The 23,652-nt window shown below is 71.9% G+C and carries 20 protein-coding genes; 9 read left to right on the top strand and 11 right to left on the bottom strand.

Features of this window, described 5'->3' with window-relative positions; all coding sequences use genetic code 11:
* Positions 1–165: 165 nt before the first annotated feature.
* The 5 genes from ACWD1U_RS02700 to ACWD1U_RS02680 all read left to right on the top strand — a co-directional run bounded on the left by ACWD1U_RS02700 (position 166) and on the right by ACWD1U_RS02680 (position 8,327).
* Positions 166–1,629 (top strand): 3' terminal RNA ribose 2'-O-methyltransferase Hen1, encoded by a 1,464-nt coding sequence (locus tag ACWD1U_RS02700; RefSeq protein ID WP_451103842.1) that lies wholly within the window; start codon positions 166–168, stop codon positions 1,627–1,629.
* The gene (locus ACWD1U_RS02695) at positions 1,626–4,166 is read left to right on the top strand and encodes a polynucleotide kinase-phosphatase (RefSeq protein ID WP_451103841.1); all 2,541 of its coding nucleotides are present in this window, start codon (positions 1,626–1,628) and stop codon (positions 4,164–4,166) included. The genes ACWD1U_RS02700 and ACWD1U_RS02695 overlap by 4 nt, the downstream gene beginning before the upstream one ends.
* 128 nt (positions 4,167–4,294) lie before the next feature.
* Positions 4,295–5,518, top strand: coding sequence for an arginine deiminase (locus tag ACWD1U_RS02690; RefSeq protein WP_451103840.1), 1,224 nt, complete (start codon positions 4,295–4,297; stop codon positions 5,516–5,518).
* A gap of 103 nt (positions 5,519–5,621) precedes the next feature.
* Positions 5,622–6,629: an ornithine carbamoyltransferase gene (gene argF, locus ACWD1U_RS02685; protein WP_451103839.1), complete on the top strand. Its 1,008-nt coding sequence runs from the start codon at positions 5,622–5,624 to the stop codon at positions 6,627–6,629.
* Positions 6,630–6,896: 267 nt separating this feature from the next.
* Entirely contained in the window at positions 6,897–8,327 is a 1,431-nt protein-coding gene (locus ACWD1U_RS02680) for an amino acid permease (RefSeq protein ID WP_451103838.1), read from the top strand.
* Here ACWD1U_RS02680 and ACWD1U_RS02675 read toward each other — a convergent pair.
* Positions 8,284–8,751: an ATP-binding protein gene (locus ACWD1U_RS02675; RefSeq protein ID WP_451103837.1), complete on the bottom strand. Its 468-nt coding sequence runs from the start codon at positions 8,749–8,751 to the stop codon at positions 8,284–8,286. The genes ACWD1U_RS02680 and ACWD1U_RS02675 overlap by 44 nt on opposite strands.
* 307 nt (positions 8,752–9,058) lie before the next feature.
* Between ACWD1U_RS02675 and ACWD1U_RS02670 the strand changes: the two genes are divergently transcribed.
* Together ACWD1U_RS02670 and ACWD1U_RS02665 are read left to right on the top strand one after the other, a co-directional pair.
* The gene (locus ACWD1U_RS02670) at positions 9,059–9,886 is read left to right on the top strand and encodes an enoyl-CoA hydratase family protein (RefSeq protein ID WP_451103836.1); all 828 of its coding nucleotides are present in this window, start codon (positions 9,059–9,061) and stop codon (positions 9,884–9,886) included.
* Positions 9,887–9,972: 86 nt separating this feature from the next.
* Positions 9,973–12,228 (top strand): bifunctional salicylyl-CoA 5-hydroxylase/oxidoreductase, encoded by a 2,256-nt coding sequence (locus ACWD1U_RS02665; RefSeq protein WP_451103971.1) that lies wholly within the window; start codon positions 9,973–9,975, stop codon positions 12,226–12,228.
* Positions 12,229–12,239: 11 nt separating this feature from the next.
* Here the strand turns inward: ACWD1U_RS02665 and ACWD1U_RS02660 are convergent, their stop codons facing one another.
* The 3 genes from ACWD1U_RS02660 to ACWD1U_RS02650 all read right to left on the bottom strand — a co-directional run bounded on the left by ACWD1U_RS02660 (position 12,240) and on the right by ACWD1U_RS02650 (position 15,371).
* A complete protein-coding gene (locus ACWD1U_RS02660) occupies positions 12,240–12,809 on the bottom strand; it encodes a cysteine hydrolase family protein (RefSeq protein ID WP_451103835.1) in 570 nt (189 codons plus the stop codon).
* Between the two features lie 110 nt (positions 12,810–12,919).
* Positions 12,920–13,732 carry a PaaX family transcriptional regulator gene (locus ACWD1U_RS02655; RefSeq protein ID WP_451103834.1) on the bottom strand — a complete coding sequence of 271 codons (813 nt, stop codon included), beginning with the start codon at positions 13,730–13,732 and terminating at the stop codon, positions 12,920–12,922.
* Between the two features lie 16 nt (positions 13,733–13,748).
* Positions 13,749–15,371 carry an AMP-binding protein gene (locus ACWD1U_RS02650; RefSeq protein WP_451103833.1) on the bottom strand — a complete coding sequence of 541 codons (1,623 nt, stop codon included), beginning with the start codon at positions 15,369–15,371 and terminating at the stop codon, positions 13,749–13,751.
* Between the two features lie 127 nt (positions 15,372–15,498).
* On the opposite strand from ACWD1U_RS02650, the gene ACWD1U_RS02645 reads away from it, so the two are divergent.
* Positions 15,499–16,773 carry an acyl-CoA dehydrogenase family protein gene (locus ACWD1U_RS02645; RefSeq protein WP_451103832.1) on the top strand — a complete coding sequence of 425 codons (1,275 nt, stop codon included), beginning with the start codon at positions 15,499–15,501 and terminating at the stop codon, positions 16,771–16,773.
* A complete protein-coding gene (locus ACWD1U_RS02640) occupies positions 16,770–17,168 on the top strand; it encodes a RidA family protein (protein ID WP_451103831.1) in 399 nt (132 codons plus the stop codon). The genes ACWD1U_RS02645 and ACWD1U_RS02640 overlap by 4 nt, the downstream gene beginning before the upstream one ends.
* Positions 17,169–17,181: 13 nt before the next feature.
* Here the strand turns inward: ACWD1U_RS02640 and ACWD1U_RS02635 are convergent, their stop codons facing one another.
* The 7 genes from ACWD1U_RS02635 to ACWD1U_RS02605 form a co-directional block, all read right to left on the bottom strand.
* Positions 17,182–17,376: a DUF5999 family protein gene (locus ACWD1U_RS02635; RefSeq protein ID WP_451103830.1), complete on the bottom strand. Its 195-nt coding sequence runs from the start codon at positions 17,374–17,376 to the stop codon at positions 17,182–17,184.
* Between the two features lie 352 nt (positions 17,377–17,728).
* Complete coding sequence (locus ACWD1U_RS02630) at positions 17,729–18,040, bottom strand: ArsR/SmtB family transcription factor (protein ID WP_451103829.1); 312 nt, start codon at positions 18,038–18,040, stop codon at positions 17,729–17,731.
* Between the two features lie 66 nt (positions 18,041–18,106).
* On the bottom strand, positions 18,107–18,406 hold the full coding sequence (locus tag ACWD1U_RS02625) for a hypothetical protein (RefSeq protein ID WP_451103828.1): 300 nt from the start codon (positions 18,404–18,406) through the stop codon (positions 18,107–18,109).
* Between the two features lie 144 nt (positions 18,407–18,550).
* Complete coding sequence (locus ACWD1U_RS02620) at positions 18,551–19,315, bottom strand: class I SAM-dependent methyltransferase (protein WP_451103827.1); 765 nt, start codon at positions 19,313–19,315, stop codon at positions 18,551–18,553.
* A gap of 90 nt (positions 19,316–19,405) precedes the next feature.
* Positions 19,406–20,602 carry an aminotransferase class V-fold PLP-dependent enzyme gene (locus ACWD1U_RS02615; RefSeq protein ID WP_451103826.1) on the bottom strand — a complete coding sequence of 399 codons (1,197 nt, stop codon included), beginning with the start codon at positions 20,600–20,602 and terminating at the stop codon, positions 19,406–19,408.
* 5 nt (positions 20,603–20,607) lie between these two features.
* The gene (locus tag ACWD1U_RS02610) at positions 20,608–21,927 is read right to left on the bottom strand and encodes a pyridoxal-phosphate dependent enzyme (protein ID WP_451103825.1); all 1,320 of its coding nucleotides are present in this window, start codon (positions 21,925–21,927) and stop codon (positions 20,608–20,610) included.
* Positions 21,924–23,390 (bottom strand): Y4yA family PLP-dependent enzyme, encoded by a 1,467-nt coding sequence (locus ACWD1U_RS02605; RefSeq protein ID WP_451103824.1) that lies wholly within the window; start codon positions 23,388–23,390, stop codon positions 21,924–21,926. Before ACWD1U_RS02605 ends, ACWD1U_RS02610 begins: the two co-directional genes overlap by 4 nt.
* Positions 23,391–23,652 lie beyond the last annotated feature (262 nt).

Here is a 23,652-nt window from a genome sequence, read left to right as displayed (position 1 = left end):
TCACCAGGGCACCCGCCCCCACCGCTACCGATAAACGAAGGCGCTGGTGGGCACGCGTGTGCGAAGCTGTGGGCGTCGTCCTGCCGAGCCCCCAGGATCACCCCTCCTGGGGGCTTTCGCGCGCACGGCACCGCAGTCGTCCACCCAGCCGGAGAGGCCCTCCGCATGTTCCTGACGATCAGTACCACCGGCACTCCAGAGCGCCCCGCGACCGACCTCGGCTACCTGCTGCACAAGCATCCCGACAAGGCGCAGGCGTTCTCCACCTCCTACGGCACGGCCCACGTCCTCTACCCGGAGGCGGACGCCCAGCGCTGCACGGCGGCGCTGCTGCTGGAGGTGGACGCGGTGGCCCTGGTCAGGCGCGGCAAGGGCAAGGGCCGCGGCGGCGCCCCGGACGCGGCACTCGCGCAGTACGTCAACGACCGCCCCTACGCGGCCTCCTCCCTGCTCGCCGTGGCGCTGAGCGGCGTCTTCTCCAGCGCGATGAAGGGCGTCTGCAACGCCCGCCCGGAACTCCCCGGACAGGCCAGGCCCCTGCGGGTCGAGGTGCCCGCGCTGCCCGCCCGTGGCGGCCCCGGCCTCGTACGGGCCCTCTTCGAGCCGCTCGGCTGGACGGTCACCGCCGAGCCCGTGCCGCTGGACACCCGGTTCCCCGAGTGGGGCGACTCGCGGTACGTGCGCCTCGTCCTGGAATCGCCCGCGCTCACCCTCGCCGAGGCGCTGCGCCACCTCTACGTCCTGCTCCCGGTCCTGGACGACGCCAAGCACTACTGGGTCGCCGCCGACGAGGTCGACAAGCTGCTGCGCGCCGGTGAGGGCTGGCTGCCCGGCCACCCGGAGCAGAAGCTGATCACCAGCCGCTACCTCTCGCGCCGCTGGTCTTTGACCCGTGCCGCGACGGAGCGGCTGGAGCTCGTGCGGCTCGCCGAGGCCGACGACAGCGAGGTCGAGGAGATCGACAACGCGGTGGAGGCCGAGGCCGAGACCGAGGAGAAGCCGACCCCGCTGGCCGTGCAGCGCCGCGAGGCGATCGTCACGGCGCTGCGGCAGTCCGGGGCCGCCCGGGTGCTCGACCTCGGCTGCGGCCAGGGCCAGTTGGCGCAGACACTGCTCAAGGACCCGGCGTTCACCGAGATCGTCGGCGTCGACGTGTCGATGCGCGCGCTCACCATCGCCTCGCGGCGGCTGAAGCTGGACCGCATGGGCGAGCGGCAGGCCGCGCGCGTGCGGCTCTTCCAGGGTTCGCTCGCCTACACCGACCGCCGGCTCAAGGGCTACGACGCCGCCGTGCTCAGCGAGGTGATCGAGCACCTCGACCTGCCCCGGCTGCCCGCGCTGGAGTACGCCGTGTTCGGCTCGGCCCGCCCGCGCACGGTCCTCGTGACCACCCCGAACGTCGAGTACAACGTGCGCTGGGAGAGCCTCCCGGCCGGCCACGTCCGGCACGGCGACCACCGCTTCGAGTGGACCCGCGCCGAGTTCCGGGCCTGGGCGGAGCCGCTGGCCGAACGGCACGGCTACGCCGTCGAGTTCGTACCCGTCGGCCCCGACGACCCCGAGGTGGGGCCGCCCACCCAGATGGCCGTGTTCACCATGACCACCCCGAAGGAGGCGAAGGCGGCATGACCGACGTGACGCAGGGGCGCGTGCTGCCCGTCACCGACCTGTCCCTGGTGGTACTCGTCGGGGCTTCCGGCTCCGGCAAGTCCACCTTCGCCCGCAGGCACTTCAAACCGACCGAGATCATCTCCTCCGACTTCTGCCGGGGCCTCGTCTCGGACGACGAGAACGACCAGAGCGCCACCAAGGACGCCTTCGACGTCCTGCACTACATCGCGGGCAAGCGCCTGGCCGCCGGCCGCCGCACCGTCGTGGACGCGACCAGCGTGCAGCCCGACGCCCGCCGCCAGCTGATCGACCTGGCCCGGCAGTACGACGTCCTGCCGATCGCCCTCGTGCTCGACGTGCCCGAGGATGTGTGCGCCGAGCGCAACGCGGCCCGCACCGACCGGGCGGACATGCCCCGCCGGGTCATCCAGCGCCACATCCGCGAACTCCGCCGCTCCCTGCGTCATCTGGAGCGCGAGGGCTTCCGCAAGGTGCACGTCCTGCGGGGCGTGGAGGAGATCGAGTACGCCACGGTCGTCACCGAGAAGCGGTTCAACGACCTGACCCACCTCACCGGTCCCTTCGACATCATCGGCGACATCCACGGCTGCGCCGCCGAACTGGAGGCGCTGCTGGGCAAGCTCGGCTACGTCGACGGCGTCCACCCGGAGGGCCGTACCGCCGTCTTCGTCGGCGACCTGGTCGACCGCGGCCCGGACAGCCCGGGCGTGCTGCGCCGCGTGATGGCGATGGTCAAGTCCGGCAACGCCCTGTGCGTGCCCGGCAACCACGAGAACAAGTACGGCCGTTACCTCAGGGGCCGCAAGGTCCAGCACACCCACGGCCTCGCCGAGACCATCGAGCAGATGGCGGACGAGAGCGAGGAGTTCGTCGCCGAGGTACGGGAGTTCCTCGACGGCCTGGTCAGCCACTACGTCCTCGACGGCGGCCGGCTGGTCGTCTGCCACGCGGGTCTGCCCGAGAAGTACCACGGCCGCACCTCCGGCCGGGTCCGCTCGCACGCCCTGTACGGCGACACGACGGGCGAGACGGACGAGTTCGGCCTGCCGGTGCGCTACCCGTGGGCGGAGGACTACCGCGGCCGGGCGGCCGTGGTCTACGGCCACACCCCGGTCCCGGAGGCCACCTGGCTCAACAACACGATCTGCCTGGACACCGGAGCCGTCTTCGGCGGCAAGCTCACCGCGCTGCGCTGGCCGGAGCGCGAGCTGGTCGAGGTACCGGCCGAGCGGGTCTGGTACGAGCCGGCGAAGCCGCTGCGCACCGAGGCGCCCGGCGGGCAGGACGGCCGCCCGCTGGACCTGGCGGACGTGCAGGGCCGCCGGGTCGTGGAGACCCGGCACCAGGGCCGCGTCTCGATCCGTGAGGAGAACGCGGCGGCCGCGCTGGAGGTCATGAGCCGCTTCGCGGTGGACCCCCGGCTGCTGCCGTACCTGCCCCCGACGATGGCCCCGACCGCGACCTCGCACGTCGAGGGCTTCCTCGAGCACCCGGCCGAGGCCTTCGCCCAGTACGCGGCCGACGGGGTGGCGCGGGTCGTGTGCGAGGAGAAGCACATGGGCTCGCGGGCGGTGGCCCTGGTGTGCCGGGACGCCGAGGCGGCCCGCAAGCGTTTCGGTGTGGACGGCCCCACCGGGTCCCTCTACACCCGCACCGGCCGGCCCTTCCTCGACGACGTGGTCCTCACCGAGGAGATCCTCGACCGGGTGCGCACGGCGATCGGCGAGGCCGGTCTCTGGGGCGAGCTGGAGACGGACTGGCTGCTGCTGGACGCCGAGCTGATGCCCTGGTCGCTGAAGGCGTCCGGGCTGCTGCGGTCGCAGTACGCCGCCGTGGGTGCCGCGTCCGGCGCGGTGCTCCCGGAGGCGCTGGCCGCGCTCGACGGCGCGGCGGCGCGAGGGGTGGACGTGACCGGGCTGCTGTCCCGCACCCGCGACCGGTCCGCCGACGCCGCCGCGTTCACCGAGGCGTACCGCCGCTACTGCTGGACCACGGACGGCCTGGACGGCGTCCGCCTGGCACCGTTCCAGATCCTCGCGGTCCAGGGCCGCAACCTCGCCGGCCTGCCGCACGACGAGCAGCTCGCCCTGCTCGACCGGCTCGTCGAGCACGACGGCAGCGGCCTGCTCCAGACCACCCGGCGGCTCTACGTCGACACCGCCGACCCGGAGTCGGTGCAGGCCGGCGTCGACTGGTGGCTGGAGATGACCGGCCGCGGCGGCGAGGGCATGGTCGTCAAGCCGGTCGGCGCCCTGGTCCGCGACAGCCAGGGCCGCCTGGTGCAGCCCGGCATCAAGTGCCGGGGCCGCGAGTACCTGCGGATCATCTACGGGCCCGAGTACACCCGCCCGGAGAACCTGACCCGTCTGCGATCCCGGTTCCTCAACCACAAGCGGTCCCTGGCGATCCGCGAATACGCGCTGGGCCTGGAGGCCCTGGACCGCCTGGCCGAGGGCGAGCCGCTGTGGCGGGTGCACGAGGCGGTGTTCGGGGTGCTGGCGCTGGAGTCGGAGCCGGTGGACCCGCGGTTGTAGCGAGAGCCGGGCCGAGCACCCCGCCCGGGGTGCTCGGCCGGGTCGTTGTCGTCAGAGCGACGCGAACAAGACGTGCGGAAACGCGCAAGGAGCGCGTCAACGCGGGCTTGGATGGTCAGGATGGAGGCATGGCATACCACGTCCACTCCGAGGCCGGGCGGCTGCGCCGTGTCATCCTGCACCGGCCCGATCTCGAGCTCAAAAGGCTCACCCCCAGCAATAAGACCTCGCTGCTCTTCGACGACGTGCTGTGGGTGCGCAGGGCCCGCGCCGAGCACGACGGGTTCGCCGATGTGCTGCGCGACCGGGGCGTCGCCGTCCACCTCTTCGGTGACCTGCTGGCCGAGACACTGGAGGTCCCGGCGGCCAGAGCCCTCGTCCTGGACAGAGTCTTCGACGAGAAGGAGTACGGCCCGCTGGCCGCCGACCACCTCAGAGCCGCCTTCGAGGACCTGCCCGGGCGGGAACTGGCCGAGGTGCTGGTCGGCGGCATGACGAAACGCGAGTTCCTGGACGTGCACCCGGAGCCGACCTCCGTGCGCTTCCACGTCATGGAACTGGACGAGTTCCTGCTGCACCCCCTGCCCAACCACCTCTTCACCCGCGACACCTCCGCATGGATCTACGACGGCGTCTCCATCAACGCCATGCGCTGGCCCGCCCGGCAGCGCGAGACCGTGCACTTCGAGGCGATCTACCGGCACCACCCGCTGTTCCGGGAGGAGACGTTCCACGTGTGGTCCGAGGGGCAGCCCGACTACCCGTCGACCATCGAGGGCGGGGACGTGCTGGTCATCGGCAACGGGGCCGTCCTCATCGGCATGAGCGAGCGCACCACCCCGCAGGCCGTCGAGATGCTCGCCCACAAGCTGTTCGCCGCCGGTTCAGCCGAGACGATCGTGGCGCTGGACATGCCCAAGCGGCGTGCCTTCATGCACCTCGACACCGTGATGACGATGGTCGACGGCGACACCTTCACCCAGTACGCGGGGCTCGGCATGCTCCGCTCCTACACGATCGAACCGGGCGTCGGCGAGACGGAGCTGAAGGTCACCGACCATCCGCCGGAGCACATGCACCGTGCCATCGCCGCCGCGCTCGGCCTGAACGAGATCCGTGTCCTGACCGCCACCCAGGACGTGCACGCAGCCGAGCGGGAGCAGTGGGACGACGGCTGCAACGTCCTGGCTGTCGAGCCCGGGGTCGTCGTCGCCTACGAACGGAACGCCACCACCAACACCCACCTGCGTAAACAGGGCATCGAGGTGATAGAGATCCCGGGCAGCGAGCTGGGGCGGGGCAGGGGCGGGCCGCGCTGCATGAGCTGCCCGGTGGCACGGGACCCCGTGTAGGCGTCCGGCCCCCGGCCCCGGGCACCCGTCCGGCTCCGTATAGGCATGCCGAGCCTCGTATAGTATTTCAAGTGTCTGTGTCCCCTTATTCCTGGAGCGCCCCATGGCGACTGTCCCGACCGCCCTCGCCGGCCGCCACTTCCTCAAGGAGCTGGACCTCACCGAGGAGGAGTTCCGCGCCCTGGTCGAGCTGGCCGCGGAGTTGAAGGCCGCCAAGAAGGCCGGGGCGGAGACCCAGTACCTGCGGGGCCGGAACATCGCGCTGATCTTCGAGAAGACCTCCACCCGTACCCGCTGCGCGTTCGAGGTCGCGGCCGCCGACCAGGGAGCCTCCACCACGTACCTCGACCCCTCCGGCTCCCAGATCGGGCACAAGGAGTCCGTCAAGGACACCGCCCGGGTGCTGGGCCGGATGTACGACGCGATCGAGTACCGAGGGGACAGCCAGCGGAAAGTGGAGGAGCTGGCGGAACACGCCGGGGTGCCCGTCTACAACGGGCTCACCGACGACTGGCACCCCACCCAGATGCTCGCCGACGTGCTCACCATGACCGAGCACTGCGCCAAGCCGCTGACCGAGACCGCCTTCGCCTACCTGGGCGACGCCCGCTTCAACATGGGCAACTCCTACCTGGTCACCGGTGCCCTGCTCGGCATGGACGTCCGCCTCGTCGCGCCGAAGGAGTACTGGCCGGCCGAGGAGGTCGTGGACCGGGCCCGCGCGCTCGCCGAGAGCAGCGGCGCCCGCATCACGCTCACCGAGACGCTGGACGAGGGCGTCCGCGGCGCCGATTTCGTCGCCACGGACGTCTGGGTCTCCATGGGCGAGCCGAACGAGATCTGGGCCGAGCGCATCACCGCCCTCGCCCCGTACGCCGTGACCATGGACGTCCTGCGCGCCACCGGCAACCCGGACGTGAAGTTCCTGCACTGCCTGCCCGCCTTCCACGACCTCGGCACCAAGGTCGGCCGGGAGGTCCACGCGGCGCACGGCCTGGAGTACCTGGAGGTCTCCGACGAGGTCTTCGAGTCGGCCCACTCGGTCGTCTTCGACGAGGCGGAGAACCGCATGCACACCATCAAGGCGGTCATGGTGGCAACCCTCGCCTGAACAGGCCTCAGGGGTCCTCGCACGATGCCCCGCCCGGGTCGCACGGCCTGGCACCGCGCCTCGCCGCGTTGCCGAAGCGCCCAGGCAGCTCCACTACCAGGGCACTCCGGCGCCTTGCGATGCACGGCACCGGACCACGCGACCTGATCGGACGCTCATGGTGCAAGGGCCCCTTATGCTGACGGGCGGCCCGGAACCACCCCTTTCCGCGGCCGTCGCGCGACGAACCCGTCGCGACCCGCACCACCAGAAACGAGCACCACCCGTATGCCCCGCTACAAGTCGCCCCATCTCCTGGTGGCCGAATCCGGCGCCGACCGTGAAGGCCACGGCCTCCAGCGCACGATGGGCCTCTTCCAGCTCGTCTGCTTCGGCGTCGGCGCCATCGTCGGCACCGGCATCTTCGTCGGACTGTCCGACTCGGTCGCCCAGGCCGGTCCGGGCGTCGTCGTCTCGTTCCTCCTGGCCGCGATCACCTGCGTCTTCACCGCGTTCGCCTTCGCCGAGCTGGGCGGCGCGATCCCGGTCTCCGGTTCCTCGTACTCCTTCGCCTACGCCGGACTCGGTGAGAGCACGGCCTTCCTCGTCGGCTGGTGCCTGCTGCTGGAGTACGGCGTGTCGGTGTCCGCGGTGGCGGTCGGCTGGAGCCAGTACGTCGACGAACTGCTCGACAGCCTCGTCGGACTGCACCTGCCCACGACCCTGTCCGCCGGTCCCGGCGAGGGCGGAGTGGTCAACCTCCCGGCCGTCGTCGTCATCGCCATGGCCGCCGTCCTGCTGGTGCGCGGGGTGCGCGAGAGCGCCCGGGCCACGGCCGCGATGGCCGTGCTGAAGCTCGCCGTCCTCGTGGCCTTCGTGGCGATCGGCTTCACCGCCTTCGAGGACGGCAACCTCACGCCGTTCTCGCCGGAGGGCCTGGCCGGCATCGGCGCGGGCACCACCGCCGCCTTCTTCTCCTACATCGGCTTCGACGCGATCACCACGGCCGGCGAGGAGGCGAAGAACCCCCGGCGGGACATCCCCGTCGCGATCCTCGTCTGCATCGGCCTGGTCACGCTGCTCTACTGCGCGGTCGCGCTCGCCGCGATCGGCGCCATCGGCGGCGACGCGGTCGGCGGCCGGCCCGCGGCGCTCTCCTATGTCGTCGACCAGGTCACCGGCTCCACCGTCGGCGGCGGCGTGATCGCCTTCGGCGCGGTCGTCGCCATCGCCTCGGTGGTGCTCGCCGTGATGTACGGCCAGACCCGGATCCTGCTGTCCATGTCCCGCGACGGTCTGATCCCGCGCGTCTTCGAGAAGGTCTCGCCGAGGACCTCCACCCCGGTCGCCGGCACGCTGATCGTCGCCGTGGTCTTCGCGCTCCCCGCGGCCTTCGCCCCGCTGGACGCGGTGGTCAACCTGTGCACCATCGGCACGCTCGCCACCATGGCCGCCGTCAACATCGCCGTCATCGCCCTGCGCCGCCGCGAGCCGGGCCTCGCCCGCACCTTCCGGGTGCCGCTGTACCCCGTCATCCCGCTGCTCGGCGTCGGCTTCTGCCTGTACCTGATGTACGAGACGGGCCGGACGACGTGGATCCAGTTCGCGGTGTTCCTCGCGGTGGGGATCGCCCTGTACCTCGTCTACGGGCGCCGGAACTCCCGGCTCGCCCGCGTCACGCCGACGGACGCCGCTGAGCCGGTACCACAGGGAGTCTGAACCACACCGCCTTGCCGGAGTCGGTCGGCCGGTGCCCGCAGGAGGAGCTCAGGGCGCGGATCAGCAGCAGCCCGCGCCCGTGCTCCTGCCACGGGTCGGGCGGCCCGCCGGCCGGGCAGGTGAGGTCGCCGGGCGGTGCCGGGTCGGTGTCGTGCACCTCGACCTGGCAGCCCGACGGCATCAGCTCCACGACCAGCTCTATGGGCGTCTCGCCGGTGGTGTGCTCCACGGCGTTCGCCACCAGCTCGGCCGTGAGCAGCTCCGCGGTGTCGCAGTCCGCCCCGTGCTCCAGCTCGGTCAGCGCCGTACGGACCAGGGCACGGGCCACGGGCACCGCCGCGGCGGTGTGCGGCAGCGCGATGCGCCAGGAGGCAGGGGCTGAGGAGAGTTCGTACAAGGCGGGTCCGTTCATGGAGCAGGACATCCTGCTTTCAACCTTATGAATGGTACGGCGCCGCTTCTCGAAGGCGTCCGAGGGGCACCGCCGGGGCATCTTCGTCCCTCTGCCGGACGGCTTACCCAGGTGAACGCGGTGCCGCGCACCGCTGCTCCCGCCGTTACGCCGGTGTGGACGATCTGTGACGGATGTAACCGGCCCAGGTCACACCCGGGCCCCTCAGGATTCCTACCCGGACGGTCTATCGCGCACTCATGACGACAGTCACGAATGAGTGATAGCTTCGTGGGGTAGAGCTCAGTGAGGCAGTGCCCGCCCGAGGAGGCCGCACGTCATGAGTCCCTTCACCGGCTCCGCCGCCCGCACCCCACGCTGGGAGCAGCTGCGCGTCGACCTCACCGACGGCGTCGCCACCGTCACCCTCGCCCGGCCCGAGAAACTCAACGCGCTCACCTTCGGGGCCTACGCCGATTTGCGCGACCTGCTCGCGGAGCTGTCCCGGGAGCGGTCCGTACGGGCCTTGGTGCTGGCCGGTGAGGGCCGCGGCTTCTGCTCCGGCGGCGATGTCGACGAGATCATCGGCGCCACGCTGTCCATGGACACCGCCCAGCTCCTCGACTTCAACCGGATGACCGGCCAGGTGGTCCGCGCGATCCGCGAGTGCCCGTTCCCGGTGATCGCGGCCCTGCACGGCGTGGCGGCCGGCGCCGGGGCGGTCCTCGCCCTGGCCGCGGACTTCCGCATCGCCGACCCCAGCGCCCGCTTCGCCTTCCTCTTCACCCGCGTCGGCCTCTCCGGCGGCGACATGGGCGCGGCCTACCTCCTGCCCCGGGTCGTTGGGCTGGGCCACGCGACCCGCCTGCTGATGCTCGGCGACCCGGTCCGCGCCGCGGAGGCCGAGCGCATCGGCCTGATCAGCGAGCTGACGCAGGACGGCCGAGCGGACGAGGCGGCACAACAGCTGGCCCACCGCCTGGCAGGCGGCCCGGCTCTGGCGTACGCCCGGACGAAGGCGCTGCTGACGGCCGAACTGGACATGCCGCTGGCGGCTTCGGTCGAACTGGACGCCTCCACCCAAGCCCTCCTGATGACGGGCGAGGACTACGCGGAATTCCACGCGGCGTTCACCCAGAAGCGCCCTCCGAAGTGGAGCGGACGGTGAGTGCGTCCCCGTCACAGGCGCGGCGCCGGCTCGGCGGCGGGACGCGACCGGCCGGCGCGCACCGGCGCGACAACAGCAGCCATCCCCTGCGCGTCGCCGTCATCGGCGGCGGCCCCGGCGGCCTCTACGCCGCCGCCCTCCTCAAACGCCTCCACCCCGCCCGAGAAGTCACCGTCTGGGAACGCAACCCCCCGGACACCACCTTCGGCTTCGGCGTGGTCCTCTCCGACGAGACCCTGGGCGGCATAGAACACGCCGACCCCAAGGTCTACGAAGCCCTCCGGGGGCACTTCGTCCGCTGGGACGACGTCGGCATCGTCCACCGCAACACTCGCCACACCTCCGGAGGCCACGGCTTCGCGGCCCTGGGCCGCCAACGCCTCCTGGAGATCCTCCACGGCCGCTGCCACGACCTCGGCGTAAACCTCCGCTTCCGCACCGAGGCCCCGGCAGACCTCCCGCAGACCCACGACCTGGTCATCGCGGCCGACGGCATCCACAGCACGACCCGTGAAACGTACGCGGGCGTCTTCCGCCCCAGGGTCACCGCCCATCGCTGCCGCTACATCTGGCTCGCCGCCGACTTCCCCTTCGACTCCTTCCGCTTCGAGATCGCTGAAACCGAACACGGCGTGATGCAGCTCCACGGCTATCCCTACGCCCCCGATGCCTCCACCGTGATCATCGAGATGCGCGAAGAGGTCTGGCACGCGGCCGGTTTCGACGAGCTCGGCGAAGCGGAGTCGATCGAGCGCTGCGCCAAGATCTTCGCGGAAGCGCTCCGCGGCCGCCCCCTGCAGTCGAACAACTCCACGTGGACGACCTTCCGCACGGTCGTCAACGAGCACTGGTCGCACGGCAACGTCGTCCTCCTCGGCGACGCCGCCCACACGGCCCACTTCTCCATCGGCTCCGGGACCAAGCTCGCCGTCGAGGACGCCCTGGCCCTGGCCGCCTGCCTGGAGGAGCAGGACTCACTGCCCGAGGCCCTGGCCCGGTACGAGGCGGAACGGCGCCCGGTCGTGGCCTCCACGCAGCGCGCTGCCCGCGCCAGCCTGGAGTGGTTCGAGAACCTTGCCCTCTACCTCGACCAGCCGCCGCGCCAGTTCGCCTTCAACCTGCTCACCCGCAGCCGCCGTGTCACGCACGGCAACCTGAGACTGCGCGACGCCCGTTTCACGGAGACGGTCGAGCGCGAGTTCGGCTGCCCGCCCGGCACGCCGCCCATGTTCATGCCGTTCCGGATGCGCGGCCTGACCCTGCGCAACCGGGTCGTCGTCTCGCCGATGGACATGTACTCGGCGGCCGACGGCGTTCCCGGCGACTTCCACCTGGTCCATCTGGGCGCACGGGCGCTGGGCGGGGCGGGGCTGGTGATGACCGAGATGGTGTGCGTCAGCGAGGAGGGCCGGATCACGCCCGGCTGCGCCGGCCTGTACACCGGACGGCAGGCCGAGGCCTGGAGACGGATCACGAACTTCGTGCACGACCGGGCACCCGGCACCGCCATCGGCGTTCAGTTGGGCCACAGCGGCCGCAAGGGCTCCACGAAGCTGATGTGGGAGGGCGTGGACGAGCCGCTGGAGGAGGGAAACTGGCCGCTCGTGGCCGCCTCGGCGCTCCCGTACAAGCCGTTCAGCCAGACCCCGCGGGAGCTGTCCCGGGCCCAGCTCACCGACCTCCGGGAGCAGTTCGCGGCCGCCGCCTGCCGGGCCGCCCGGGCCGGCTTCGACCTGCTCGAACTGCACTGCGCCCACGGTTACCTGCTCTCCGGCTTCCTCTCCCCACTGACCAACCGCCGCACCGACGCCTACGGCGGCTCCCTGGAGAAGCGGCTCCGCTTCCCGCTGGAGGTCTTCGACGCCGTACGGAACGCCTGGCCGGGGGAGCGGCCCATGACGGTCCGCATCTCCGCGTCCGACTGGGCGGAAGGCGGCACCACGGTCGAGGAGGCCGTCGAGATCGCCCGGGCCTTCGCCGCGCACGGTGTCGACGCGATCGACGTCTCGACCGGGCAGGTGGTGGCGGACGAGCGGCCCGAGTTCGGACGGTCGTACCAGACACCGTTCGCCGACCGCATCCGCCATGCCACCGGCATCCCGGTGATCGCGGTCGGCGCGATCTCCTCCTGGGACGACGTCAACTCCCTGATCCTGGCGGGCCGTACGGACCTGTGCGCCCTGGCCCGACCCCACCTCTACGACCCGCACTGGACCCTGCACGCGGCGGCCGAACAGGGCTACACGGGCCCGGGCGCCGTCTGGCCGGCCCCTTACCGGGCGGGCAGCCGCCGCCCGCAGACCGGCCGCACGGATGCGCCGAAACCGCGCTTGAGTCTGTGACGACAGGGCCTCTAGCGCGCGGTCGGCGTGAAGTCGGTTTCCTTCGCCGTGACGATCCGGGCGCCCATGTTGCGCTCCATCATCTCCAGAGCGGCGGAGGCCAGGTGAGGGTGGATGGAGGCGACGGCGTCCTTGGGCACCGTGACTTCCAGGTGCCGGATGTGCGCGTCGAGGGCGGAGTAGAGGACGCACTGTTCGGTGACCTGGCCGGTCAGCACCACGTGTCCGACGCCCAGGCTCCACAGGAGGTAGGCCAGCGGCGTCTCGTAGAAGACGGAATGGCGCGCCTTCATCACGAAGAGCGACTCGTCGTCGGGCCGGATCGGCTCGATCAGGTGGGCGTGCGGCCGGGTCAGCGCGGTGTCGACGAGCTCTCCGTGGTGCGAGCGCCACCGTCCGAAGTTGTCGTTCACGTAGATCACCGGCACGTCCGCCTCCCGGGCCCGGGCGATCAGCTCCGCGATGACCGGCACGACCTGTTCGACGGACGGCAGGAGCAGCTCGGCGTCCTCGTGGTCGTACGTGTTGATCATGTCGACCACGATCAGAGCCGGCCGCGTCGGGCCTGCCTGCCGTTCCATCGATCGTGTCTCCCGAGTGAAGCGTGTGGTGCGGGTTCCGGGATCGCGCTGACGAGTACCCGGTGGTCCGGTGGACGTAACAGGGGCGAGGCTTCGGCTCCCGCCGGGGCTCACACCCCCACGAACCCCGCCCCCGCGTCCCGCAACCGCTCGTGCAGCCCCTGGAACACCGCCGCCGAGCGCACCCCGGGCCAGTCCTCGGGCAGGAGCGCGGAGGGCAGGCCCGGGTCGGTGTAGGGGAGGTGGCGCCAGGAGTCGAGGGCGAGGAGGTAGTCGCGGTAGGCCTCCTCGGGCGGGGTGTCGTCCCGCTTGTCCCATTCGTGCAGGACGCGCTCGTGGCGGTCGAGGAACGCCTCGTGCTCCTTGGCGATGGCGGCCAGGTCCCACCAGCGGGCGACGGCCTCGGCGGTCGGGGCGAAGCCGAGGTGGGCGCCGCGGAAGAAGTCGACGTACGCGTCCAGCCGCAGCCGCTGGAGGGTGTGCCGGGTCTCCTCGTACAGCCGCGCGGGCGCGATCCACACGCCCGGAGCGGCCGTTCCGAAGCCGAGACCGGCCAGCCGGGAGCGCAGCACATGCCGCTTCTGCCGCTCCGACTCCGGCACGGAGAACACCGCGAGCACCCAGCCCTCGTCCTCGGGCGGGGCCGTGGCGTAGATGCGGCGGTCGCCGTCGTCGAGCAACTGGCGGGCGTCCGGGGACAGTTCGTACCCGGCCGCGCCCTGCGCGGTGCGGGCGGGCACGAGCAGTCCGCGTCTCTTGAGCCGCGACACCGAGGAGCGTACGGACGGGGCGTCCACGCCGACCGCGGCCAGCAGCCGGATCAGTTCGGCGACGGGCACGGGGCCCGGCGCGAAGCGCCCGTACGCGCCGTAGAGCGTGACGATGAGAGACCGTGGTGCATGCTGGTCGGACACGTTGATCATCTTAGGTCGTTACGGATCATTCCCGGTCGCCTTCCGCCGAGCAGTCCGGGGTTCCTCCCGTGCGCAGTCTGAAACGCTGCAGCTTGCCGGTGGCCGTGCGCGGCAGCGCTTCCAGGAAGACGATCTCGCGCGGACACTTGTACGGCGCCAGTTCGGTCTTGACGAAGGCGCGCAGCGCCTCGGCGTCCCGTGCGGCACCCTCCTTGAGGACGGCGAACGCCGTCACGACCTGACCGCGTGCCTCGTCGGGACGTCCCACGACCGCCGTTTCCACCACGTCCGGATGCCGTAGCAGCGCGTCCTCGACCTCGGGGCCCGCGATGTTGTACCCGGCCGAGATGATCATGTCGTCGGCGCGCGCGACATAGCGGAACCAGCCGTCGGGTTCGCGGACGTAGGTGTCGCCGGTGACGTTCCAGCCGCCGCGTACGTACTCCCGCTGCCGTGGGTCGGCGAGGTAGCGGCAGCCGACCGGCCCGCGTACGGCGAGCAGCCCCGGCTCCCCGTCGGGCACGGGCTGCCCGTCCGCGTCCTGCACGCGGGCCTGCCAGCCGGGCACGGGCGTCCCCGTCGTCCCGGGCCGGATCCGCTCGTCGGCCGCGGAGATGAAGATGTGCAGCAGCTCGGTGGCGCCGATGCCGTTGATGACGCGCAGGCCGGTCCGTTCGTGCCAGGCCCGCCAGGTGGCCGCGGGCAGGTTCTCGCCGGCCGAGACGCAGCGGCGCAGGGACGACACGTCGTGGCCGTCGAGCTCGTCGAGCATCGCCCGGTACGCCGTCGGGGCGGTGAACAGCACGGTGACCCGGTGCCGGGCGATGGCGGGCAGCAGCTGCCTGGGGCCCGCGTGCTCCAGCAGGAGCGTGCTCGCCCCGGCCCGCAGCGGGAAGACCACCAGCCCGCCGAGGCCGAAGGTGAAGCCGAGCGGGGGGCTGCCGGTGAACACGTCGTCCGCGTCGGGTCTCAGGATGTGCCGGGAGAAGGTGTCGGCGATCGCCAGGACGTCCCGGTGGAAGTGCATGCAGCCCTTGGGGCGGCCGGTGGTGCCGGAGGTGAAGGCGATCAGCGCCACGTCGTCGGCCGCCGTCCGGACAGCCTCGTACGGGGTGTCGGGCGCCGGGCGGTTGAGCAGGTCGTCCGGGGCGTCACCGCCGTAGGTCGTGATCCGCAGATCCGGGATCTCGGCCTTGGCGAGGTCGTCGACGGCCCGGATGTCGCACAGCGCGTGCCGCACCCGTGCGATCTCGCACATCGTGCTCAGCTCGTGCGGGCGCTGCTGGGCGAGCACCGTGACCGCCACGGCCCCCGCCTTCAGCACCGCCAGCCAGCAGGCGGCGAGCCAGGGTGTGGTGGGGCCGCGCAGCAGCACCCGGTTGCCGGGGACGACGCCGAGCTCGCCGGTGAGCAGGTGGGCGATGCGGTCCACCCGGGCCCGCAGATCGCCGTAGGACCACGGCTCGCCGGCCGGGGTGAGGAACGCCGGGCGGTGGTCGGGCGGGCCGCTCAGCAGCGCGGCCGCGCAGTTGAGCCGTTCGGGGTAGCGCAGCTCCGGCAGGTCGAACCGGAGCTCGGGCCATTGGTCCAAGGGTGGCAGATGGTCGCGCGTGAAGGTGTCGACGTGGGCCGTGCGCCGTGAATTCATACGGTTCGCCCCCTTGGCGTGGTGGGCTCGCCTCCGGAGCGTATCGTGTTGGTGACGACAGTCAACGGTCCGCGATAGTCTCGGAGTGGCCCGGCCGGAACGCAGGGTGGCGGAGAAGGGACCGGCGATGACCGCATTCTCGCTCGAACCGGCACAACTCGCCTGGTGTGCCGAGTTGCGCACCCTGGCCGCGGAGCGGCTGCGCCCGCTGGCCGAGAAGGGTGAGCCCGGCCATGTGAACCGGACCCTCGTCGCCGAACTCGGCCGACTTGGCCTGCTGGGGCGCCTGTTCACCTCGGGCGCGCTCGACCTGTGCCTGATGCGCGAGTCCCTCGCCCACGGCTGCACGGAAGCCGAAACGGCCCTCGCCCTCCAGGGCCTCGGCGCCCACCCGGTCCACGCCTACGGCACGGCGGCGCAACGGGCCCGCTGGCTGCCCGGGGTGGCCGACGGCACCGCGATCGCGGCCTTCGCCCTGAGCGAGCCGGGGGCGGGATCGGACGCGGCGGCGCTGGAGTTGCGGGCGGAGCGGGAAGGCACGCGGGCCCCGGCACCGCCCACCGCCCGCCCACCGGCCTCGGCGGCACCGGCCGCCGCACCCGGCGGTTCACCGGCCCCTGCGGCACCGGCCGCCGCCCCCGGTCGCTCACCCGCCCCCGCCGACCTGACCGCCACCCCCGACGGCCCCACACGCTGGCGTCTCACCGGTGAGAAGTGCTGGATCTCCAACGCCCCCGAGGCCGACTTCTACACCGTCTTCGCCCGGACCACCCCGGGTGCCGGGGCCCGCGGTGTCACGGCCTTCCTCGTGCCCGCCGACCGGCCGGGACTGACCGGCACCGGGCTCGACATGCTCTCCCCGCACCCCATCGGCGCCCTGGACTTCGACGCCGTGCCCGTGACCGCCGACGACGTGCTCGGCGACGTCGACCGCGGCTTCCAGGTCGCCATGGGCACGCTCAACCTGTTCCGGCCCAGCGTCGGCGCCTTCGCGGTCGGCATGGCGCAGGCGGCTCTGGACGCGACTCTCGCCCACACCGCCGGCCGGGACGCTTTCGGCGGCAAACTGCGGGACCTGCAGGCCGTCTCCCACCAGGTCGCCGAGATGGCTCTGCGCGCGGAGGCGGCCCGGCTGATGGTCTACGCGGCGGCGACGGCGTACGACGAGAACGCCCCGGACGTGCCCCGGCGTTCCGCGATGGCGAAACTGCTCGCCACCGAGACCGCGCAGTACGTCGTCGACACGGCCGTTCAGCTGCACGGTGCCCGGGCGCTGCGGCGCGGCCATCTGCTCGAACACCTCTACCGCGAGGTGCGCGCCCCGCGCGTCTACGAAGGTGCCAGCGAGGTCCAACGCGGCATCATCGCCAAGGAGTTGTACGCCCACCTGGAGGTCCGGTGACCGCCCAGCGCGTCAATCCGCCCGGCCTGTCCCCGGCGACCGGCTTCTCCCACGCCGTCGTGGCCTCCGGGTCCCGCGTGGTGTTCCTGGCGGGCCAGACCGCCCTCGACGCCGACGGCAAGGTGGTCGGGCGGACCCTGCCCGAGCAGTTCGAGAAGGCCCTCGCCAACCTGCTTGCGGCCCTCACGGCCGTCGGCGGCACCCCGTCCGACCTCGCCCGTGTCACCGTCTACGCCACCGACGTCGAGGCCTACCGCACCCACGCACCCGAACTGGGCCGGATATGGCGCGAGTCGGCCGGACGCGACTACCCGGCCATGGCGGTCGTCGAGGTCGTCCGGCTGTGGGACGCGGAGGCGATGGTGGAACTGGACGGCTTCGCGGTCCTGCCGTAGCGCGATCCTGCGGTCAGGCCGCGACGGTCAGCCCTTCCGCCGTGACCCGGTGGGGCTCCACCACGCGTCCGTCAGGCAGGAGTTCGCCGGTGTCGTCGAAGACGATCGCCCCGTCGCAGAGCAGGCTCCACCCCTGTTCGTGGTGGGCGGCGACGACGTGCGCGTCGGGGGAGTCGGTCGCGGGGCACAGGGGCTGGTGGGCACACATGGCGCACCTCCACGTCGGTAGGGCCGTCCGAAGGGTTCGAATGGCTCTTACGGACAGACGATCCTCCCATCTCGAACACATCGGAACGACGTGATGGGAAACGTGACACGCCCCGGACATTCCGGAACCGTTCGACCACGGCCGGCGCGGACTCGCCGCCGAAGAGGTGAGAGGGCCGGCGGCCGCCCTGGTCCGCGGGGTGCCACCGGTCCTTTCCGTCCCCGGCGGCGTGGGTCTTTTCGCCGGGCAGTGGTGCGCCGGAGCCCTCCTTGGCCGAGAGGGGACTCCCGCACGGGGAGCCGAGTCGGGACGGGGTGTCGGCCTACTGTGGCGCGGCCTGGCCCGAGGTGCGCTACTCCTGGGCGTGCCGGATGGCGTCCAGCACGATGTGCGCCACATGGTCGTCGGTGAGGGTGTACCGCGTCTCGCGGGCCTCGCGGCGGGCGCTGACGATCCGGGACGTGCGCAGCACCCTCAGGTGCTGGGAGACCAGCGGCTGGCTGGCCGCCAGCGCGGTCACCAGCTCATGGACGTACTTCCCGCCGCCGGACAGTTCCCGCACGATGCCCAGCCGTACGGGCGAGGCCAGGGCGCGCAGCAGCTCGCTGGCCGCCTGCAGGGTCTGGTCCGGCTCGTCCGAGGAGGCGGAGGACGTCGTTGTCATATGCGCACATTAGCATATGACAACGATTCCCAATACGTTCGCCCGCGAGGGATCCCGGGCGTGCCGTCAGTGATCGTCCCAGTGTCCCTCGTGGGCGGCGTGCCGGTGATCGTCGTGCACGTAGTCGGTGTGGTCGTCGTGCCGGACGGCCAGATGGCCGCAGTGGTCGCCGTGCTGGTGGTCGTGGTTCTGGTGCACCGTGTGGCCGCCGTTCGCGCACTCGTCGACGTGGTCGCCGTGCATCCGGTGGATGTGGCCGTCGTGGGCGTAGTCGGTGTGGTCGCCGTGGGTGAAGGCGACGTGGCCGCACTCGTCACCGTGGGTGTGCGCGTGGTCCTGGTGGCTGATGTGCTCGGCGGTGGTCATGAGGGGGACTCCTTGCGTGTGCTCGTGGCTGCCCGGGTAGGCATGGCGACATTAACATATAGTGATTCCTGCATGTATTGTCCGGCGAACGGTCGCCGCCCACCACCTGACGGGTGCGGAAGGGTGACCGCCGGACCTCCGGACCTAGCGGACCGCCACGACCACGCAGCTGTCGCCGTACTGCCAGACCGGTCCAGCCTTGCGGAAGCCCGCCTGCCGGAGCAGGTCCAGATGGGCGGAGAGGGGGAGTTCGGCCGGGCGGCCGGTACCGACAGGGGTCTCGCGGCGGCGGCGGTCGGCCAGGAGGTCGGTCAGTTCCGGGTCGTGGGCGACGGCGGCCCACCAGGAGCCCCAGTCCTCGTGGGCGAACACCCGCTGACGCTCGGCCCGGCACCGCCCGACATGGGCGGCGATCCCGGCCGGGCCCGTGTCGCCCTGGGGGAGATGGTCGCCGTTCACGAGGACACCCCCGGGGCGCAGCAGTGCGGCGAGCTGACGGTACGTGGCGAGCAGGGTCTCGCGGTCGAGGTAGTGCAGGGCCGTGGTGGAGACGGCCGCGTCCAAGGGACGGTCCAGGTCCAGGGCCCACACCCAGCCGGGTGCGCCGATCTCCGCGTCGACGTAGCGGGCCGCGTCGGGGTGGTGGGTGCGGCCCAGTTCCAGCAGGAGTGGATCCCGGTCCACGGCCACGATCTCCGCGGCCGGCATTCGCCGGATCAGCCGGGCGGCCAGCGAGCCGGGTCCGCAGCCCAGGTCGACGACGAGGGGCGGGGTCACCTGCCCAGCCGTGACGTGCTCGACGACGTCCGCGATCACTGTGAACCGCTCCTCGCGGTCTACGGCGTACCGCTGCTGCTGGAGCTCCCAGCGCTCCACCCATCGCTCCGCCGTCGCCAGACTCAGCCCCATCCGGTCGCGCCACCTCGCCGTCTCGCACCTGGTTCCTGTCGTCCCGAGCCTACAGGTGGAAACGGTTCCCATTACGCCCAGCGGGCTGAGTCACTCGAGTGATGCGAGAACGGACAGCAGCCGGTCGATCTCCTCAACGGTGTTGTAGACGTGCAGACTCACCCGCACCGAACCTGTCTTCTCGCCGGCGTCGCCCTGGCAGTGGTTGTCCGAGCGGACCATGAACCCGTGGCTGAAGAGGATGAAGCCCAGGTCGCCCGAGTCGATGGCGCGATGCCGCAGGGTGACGATGCTCTGTCGCCGCTGCACGGTCGAGTCGGCGGCCAGACTGAGCGGGCAGCCGAGGATCTCGTAGGAGTCCAGCCGGCGCAGCCCGTCGGTGAGCCGGGCCGCCAGGCCGACCGTCCAGCGTTCGATGCGCTCCACACCGGCGGCGTCCAGCCAGTCGAGGGCCGCTTCGAGGGAGGCGATGCCCACGGTGTTCGGGGTGCCGCTCCACCCCCCGGGCGAGAACGCCGGGCCGCGCTCCTGCCGCGCCCACACCGCCCCGGAACCGGGCAGCGCCAGCGCCTTGTGCCCCGAGAAGACCACGAAGTCGACGTCCGACTCGGTCACGGACAGCGGCAGATGACCGACACTCTGCGCCGCGTCCAGACAGATCACCGCGTCCGGGCCCACCGCCCGGCGGATGCGGTGCACGTTCATGTCGCCGCCGTACACATGGTGCACGTGCGTGGTGGCGACGAACCGGGTCCGCGGCCCGGCCCGTTCGGCCAGCGCGCGGTGGTCGTAGTCCCCGGAACCGCTCTGGTACGGCATCGGCACCACCCGCACGTGCACGCCCTCGCGAGCGAGCAGCCGCTGGGCCTCCAGCCAGGGCGCGATGTTGGCCTGGTGATCGGCGTCCGGTACGACGATCTCGTCGCCGTCACGCAGGAACCCGGGCAGCCAGTCCCGGGCGATCGCGCGCAGCCCCTCGGTCGTGCCGCTGGTGAAGTGCACGGCGGAGCGCTCGGGCCGGCTGTCCCCGAGGAACCGGGCGACGCGCTCGCGGGTCCGCTCGACCAGCTCCGTGGTCCGGTTCGCCCAGGTGTAAGTGCCGCGCGCCGCGTTGGCGTTGGAGGTGGTCAGGTACGTCTGCACGGCATCCAGGACGGCCTGCGGCTTCTGTGCCGTGGCCGCGCTGTCCAGGTACGCCAGCTCCGGGTGCCCGGTGACGATGGGGAACTGGGCGCGCAGCGCCTGCTGCCACTGGTGCAGATCCTCGCGGGTGGTGGGTGCGGTCATGGCGGTCAGTCCCGCACCAGGGGCGCGCCCGCGTCCCGCCAGGCGATGATGCCGCCGGCCAGGCTGCGCACGTCCGGGTGGCCCATCCGGGTCAGCAGCGCCGCGTACCGGGCGGACTGCTCGCCCACCGGGCAGGCCAGCAGCACTGGTCGGCGCCGGCTGAACGGCAGGCCGCCCTGGACGAGTTCGGCGAACAGCTCGTCGACGATGTTGACCGACCCGTCGATGTGCAGCGCCGCGTACGCGAACGGGCTGCGCAGGTCGATCACCAGCGGCCCGTCGGTCTCGATCCAGCGCCGGGCCTCGGCCACGGTGACCGACGGCGCCTTGCCGACCTCGGCGTCGGTCAGGTCCGCCGGCGAGTTCTTCCGGGGCGGTCGGCCCAGCAGGTCGGGCCGCCGCTGCCGGACGTAGCTCAGATAGCTCTCCACGCGGTCGCAGACGATGAACACCGCGGTCCGCCGCTCGTCCGACTCCTCGTCCACGGCACGCAGATGACGGACGGCGCCGAAATAGGCGGCCCCTCCGGTGGGGCCGCCCAGGATGCCGCAGCGGCGGTTCAGGGTGAGCATCCCCTCGATGGCCTCGTCGGCGCTGACCGACTCCATCGTGTCGTACGTCTCCGGGTCGAACAGACCGACCTCCTGCACCTCATCGATGGTGCGGATCCCGGGGATGAAGTCGGACTTGGCCGCGACCAGGCCGACCACCCGCACGGCCGGGTCCTCCTCCCGCAACGCGCGGGCGACGCCCGTGGACGATCCGGCCGTACCCACACAGGCGACGAACCAGTCCGGGACCCGGCCGTCCAGGTCCTTCACGATCTCCGGGCCGGTGCCGGTGAGATGGGCCTCGGTGTTGCGCGGGTTGAAGTACTGGTCGGTGTGCAGATAGGCGTTGCCGGAGGCGGACAGGGTCCGGTGGAAGAGGGTCAGCGGGTCGTCCGTGGCGGTCGGGTCCAGGCACTCGCTCTGGCCCGGCAGCTCCTCGATCTCCGCGCCGAGCAGCAGCAGGAGGTCCTTGATCTCCGGAACCCGCATCCGGTTGGTGACGCTCTTGAAGCCCAGCCCGTGCATGCCCGCGACGACCGCCAGCGCCTTGGCCGTGTTGCCGCTGGACAACTCGACCACCTGGCTGCCCTGTTCGACCGCCTCGGCCAGCAGGGGCCGTGCCATGTTCCAGGCGGCCCGGTCCTTGACCGATCCGAACGGGTTGAGCATCTCCAGCTTGGCGTACAGGTCGATGTTGCGCAGCCCGTGCACGGCCGGGTCGATCCGCACCAGTGGGGTGTTGCCTATCGCCTCGGTGATGCTGTCGTACCTCACTGGACTCCCCCCGAGGGCGTGATCGGCCAGAACTGGTCGTCGAGGCACCACCGCCAGGCGTCCCCGTCCTGCCAGGCGGCGACCTTGCGGGCGGCGGGCTGGTGCTGGGCACCGGTGGCGTGGAAGTCCATGGCGTAGCCGGCGGTGTTGGCGAAGGCCAGGAGGTCACCGGGCTCGGGACGGCGGGGCAGGAACACCGTGCGCCGGGTGATCAGATCTGTCTCCAGGCACAGACTGCCGAAGAGGTGGACGGCGACGGGCCCCGCGCCGGGCCCGCCTCCGCTTCTGGGTATGACGACCGGGTCCATCAGCACTCCGTGGTCCTCCAGGGCGATGTCGTCCGCCTTCGCGGCCAGCCGTACCAGCAGCTCGCCCCCCGCCTCCTGGGGGCGGACCTCCAGCACTCTCGCCAGGGTCAGTCCGCACTGGTCCAGCAGCGCCCGGCCGGGCTCGGTGTGCAGGTCGTAGAGGTGCTCCAGCAGCAGCGAGGCCAGGGGGCGGCCACCCAGGGAGGCGGCGGGCTGGGCCAGCAGCTCGTCCAGGTAGGCGGCGCCGGCGACGGACCGGTGCGCCGGGTAGAGGCCGAGCGTGCCGCGCAGGGTGCCGGACTCGTTGCGCAGCCCGTAGCCGTGCCCACCCCAGGCCAGGGGCGGGCGGCGGCCCAGGACGGCGGCGGTGAGCTCCGACGTGTACGCCTCCCACTGCTCCCGCTCGGCGAGGTAGCTCACGCCGAACCCGCCACCGATGTCCACGGCCCGGGGCCGCAGCCCCCGGCTCCTGCACGACTCCAGGGCCGCCAGGCACCCTTCGAGCGCGGCCGCCTTCTCCGCGACACTCGTCGTGTCCAGATGGAAGGCCACCCCGGTCAGCTCGACCGCGTCACCATGCCGCTCGGCCGCCTCCAGCAGCGGCTCCAACTCCCTTACAGGCGTGCCGAAGCGACTGCGCCGGCTCAGCACCCTGACCCCCGACGTCTCGAACCCCGACAGCCGCAGCAGCACCCGCACCGGGGCGAGCGCGTGCTTGCGCACCAGCGTGGCCAGCTGATCCAGCTCCGAGGCGGCATCGACGCCGACCGTCACGCCCGTGCGGGCCGCGAGCCACAGGAACTCGGGGTTCTTCGGCCCCGTGGCCGTGATCCGGCCGGCGCTGAAACCGGCACCGAGTGCGTGCTGCAACTCGCCCAGCGAAGCGACGTCCACCCCCGCGTCCGTCGCCGCGAGCCGCCGCAGCAGCGCGCTGGACCGGTTGGCCTTGTGCGCGTAGAAGACCTGGCCGGGCAGATGGTGCGCGCGGTACACGGACCTGAACCGCTCCAGGTTCTCGGCGATCTGGTCGGGCACGACGACGTGCAGGGGTGAGCCGAGCGCGTCGATGAGCGAGCGCAGTGTGCCGTGCGCCGCCACGAGTGACCTCAGCCGAGGCTCCAGCCGCGGTTCGAGATACAAGGGCCGGCCGTCCATGCACGCTCCCTCCCCTGAAGCCGCAGCGCCCGGCATCCGGGCACGTCGGACACTCCCCGCGTTTCGCCGTATGACCCATATCCATTCTTCGATCGCTTTACGCCATGTAAGGCACGGGCCTGCCCCTCCGTCGGTGTGAAGTGGATCACGGGCCGTGCGTGCGGCGCGCGCCGGGCGCGAAGCGGCGGCGCTCGTCGTTCGGCGGCTCGTCAAGGGCACGACCCGGCGCTTCCCTCAGCCGCACGCATGCGCCTCTCGCCCC

The organism is Streptomyces sp. NPDC002788 (assembly GCF_053592115.1).
The sequence above is the reverse complement of the archived record's forward strand: the minus strand, read 5'-3'. Positions and strand labels throughout refer to the sequence as shown.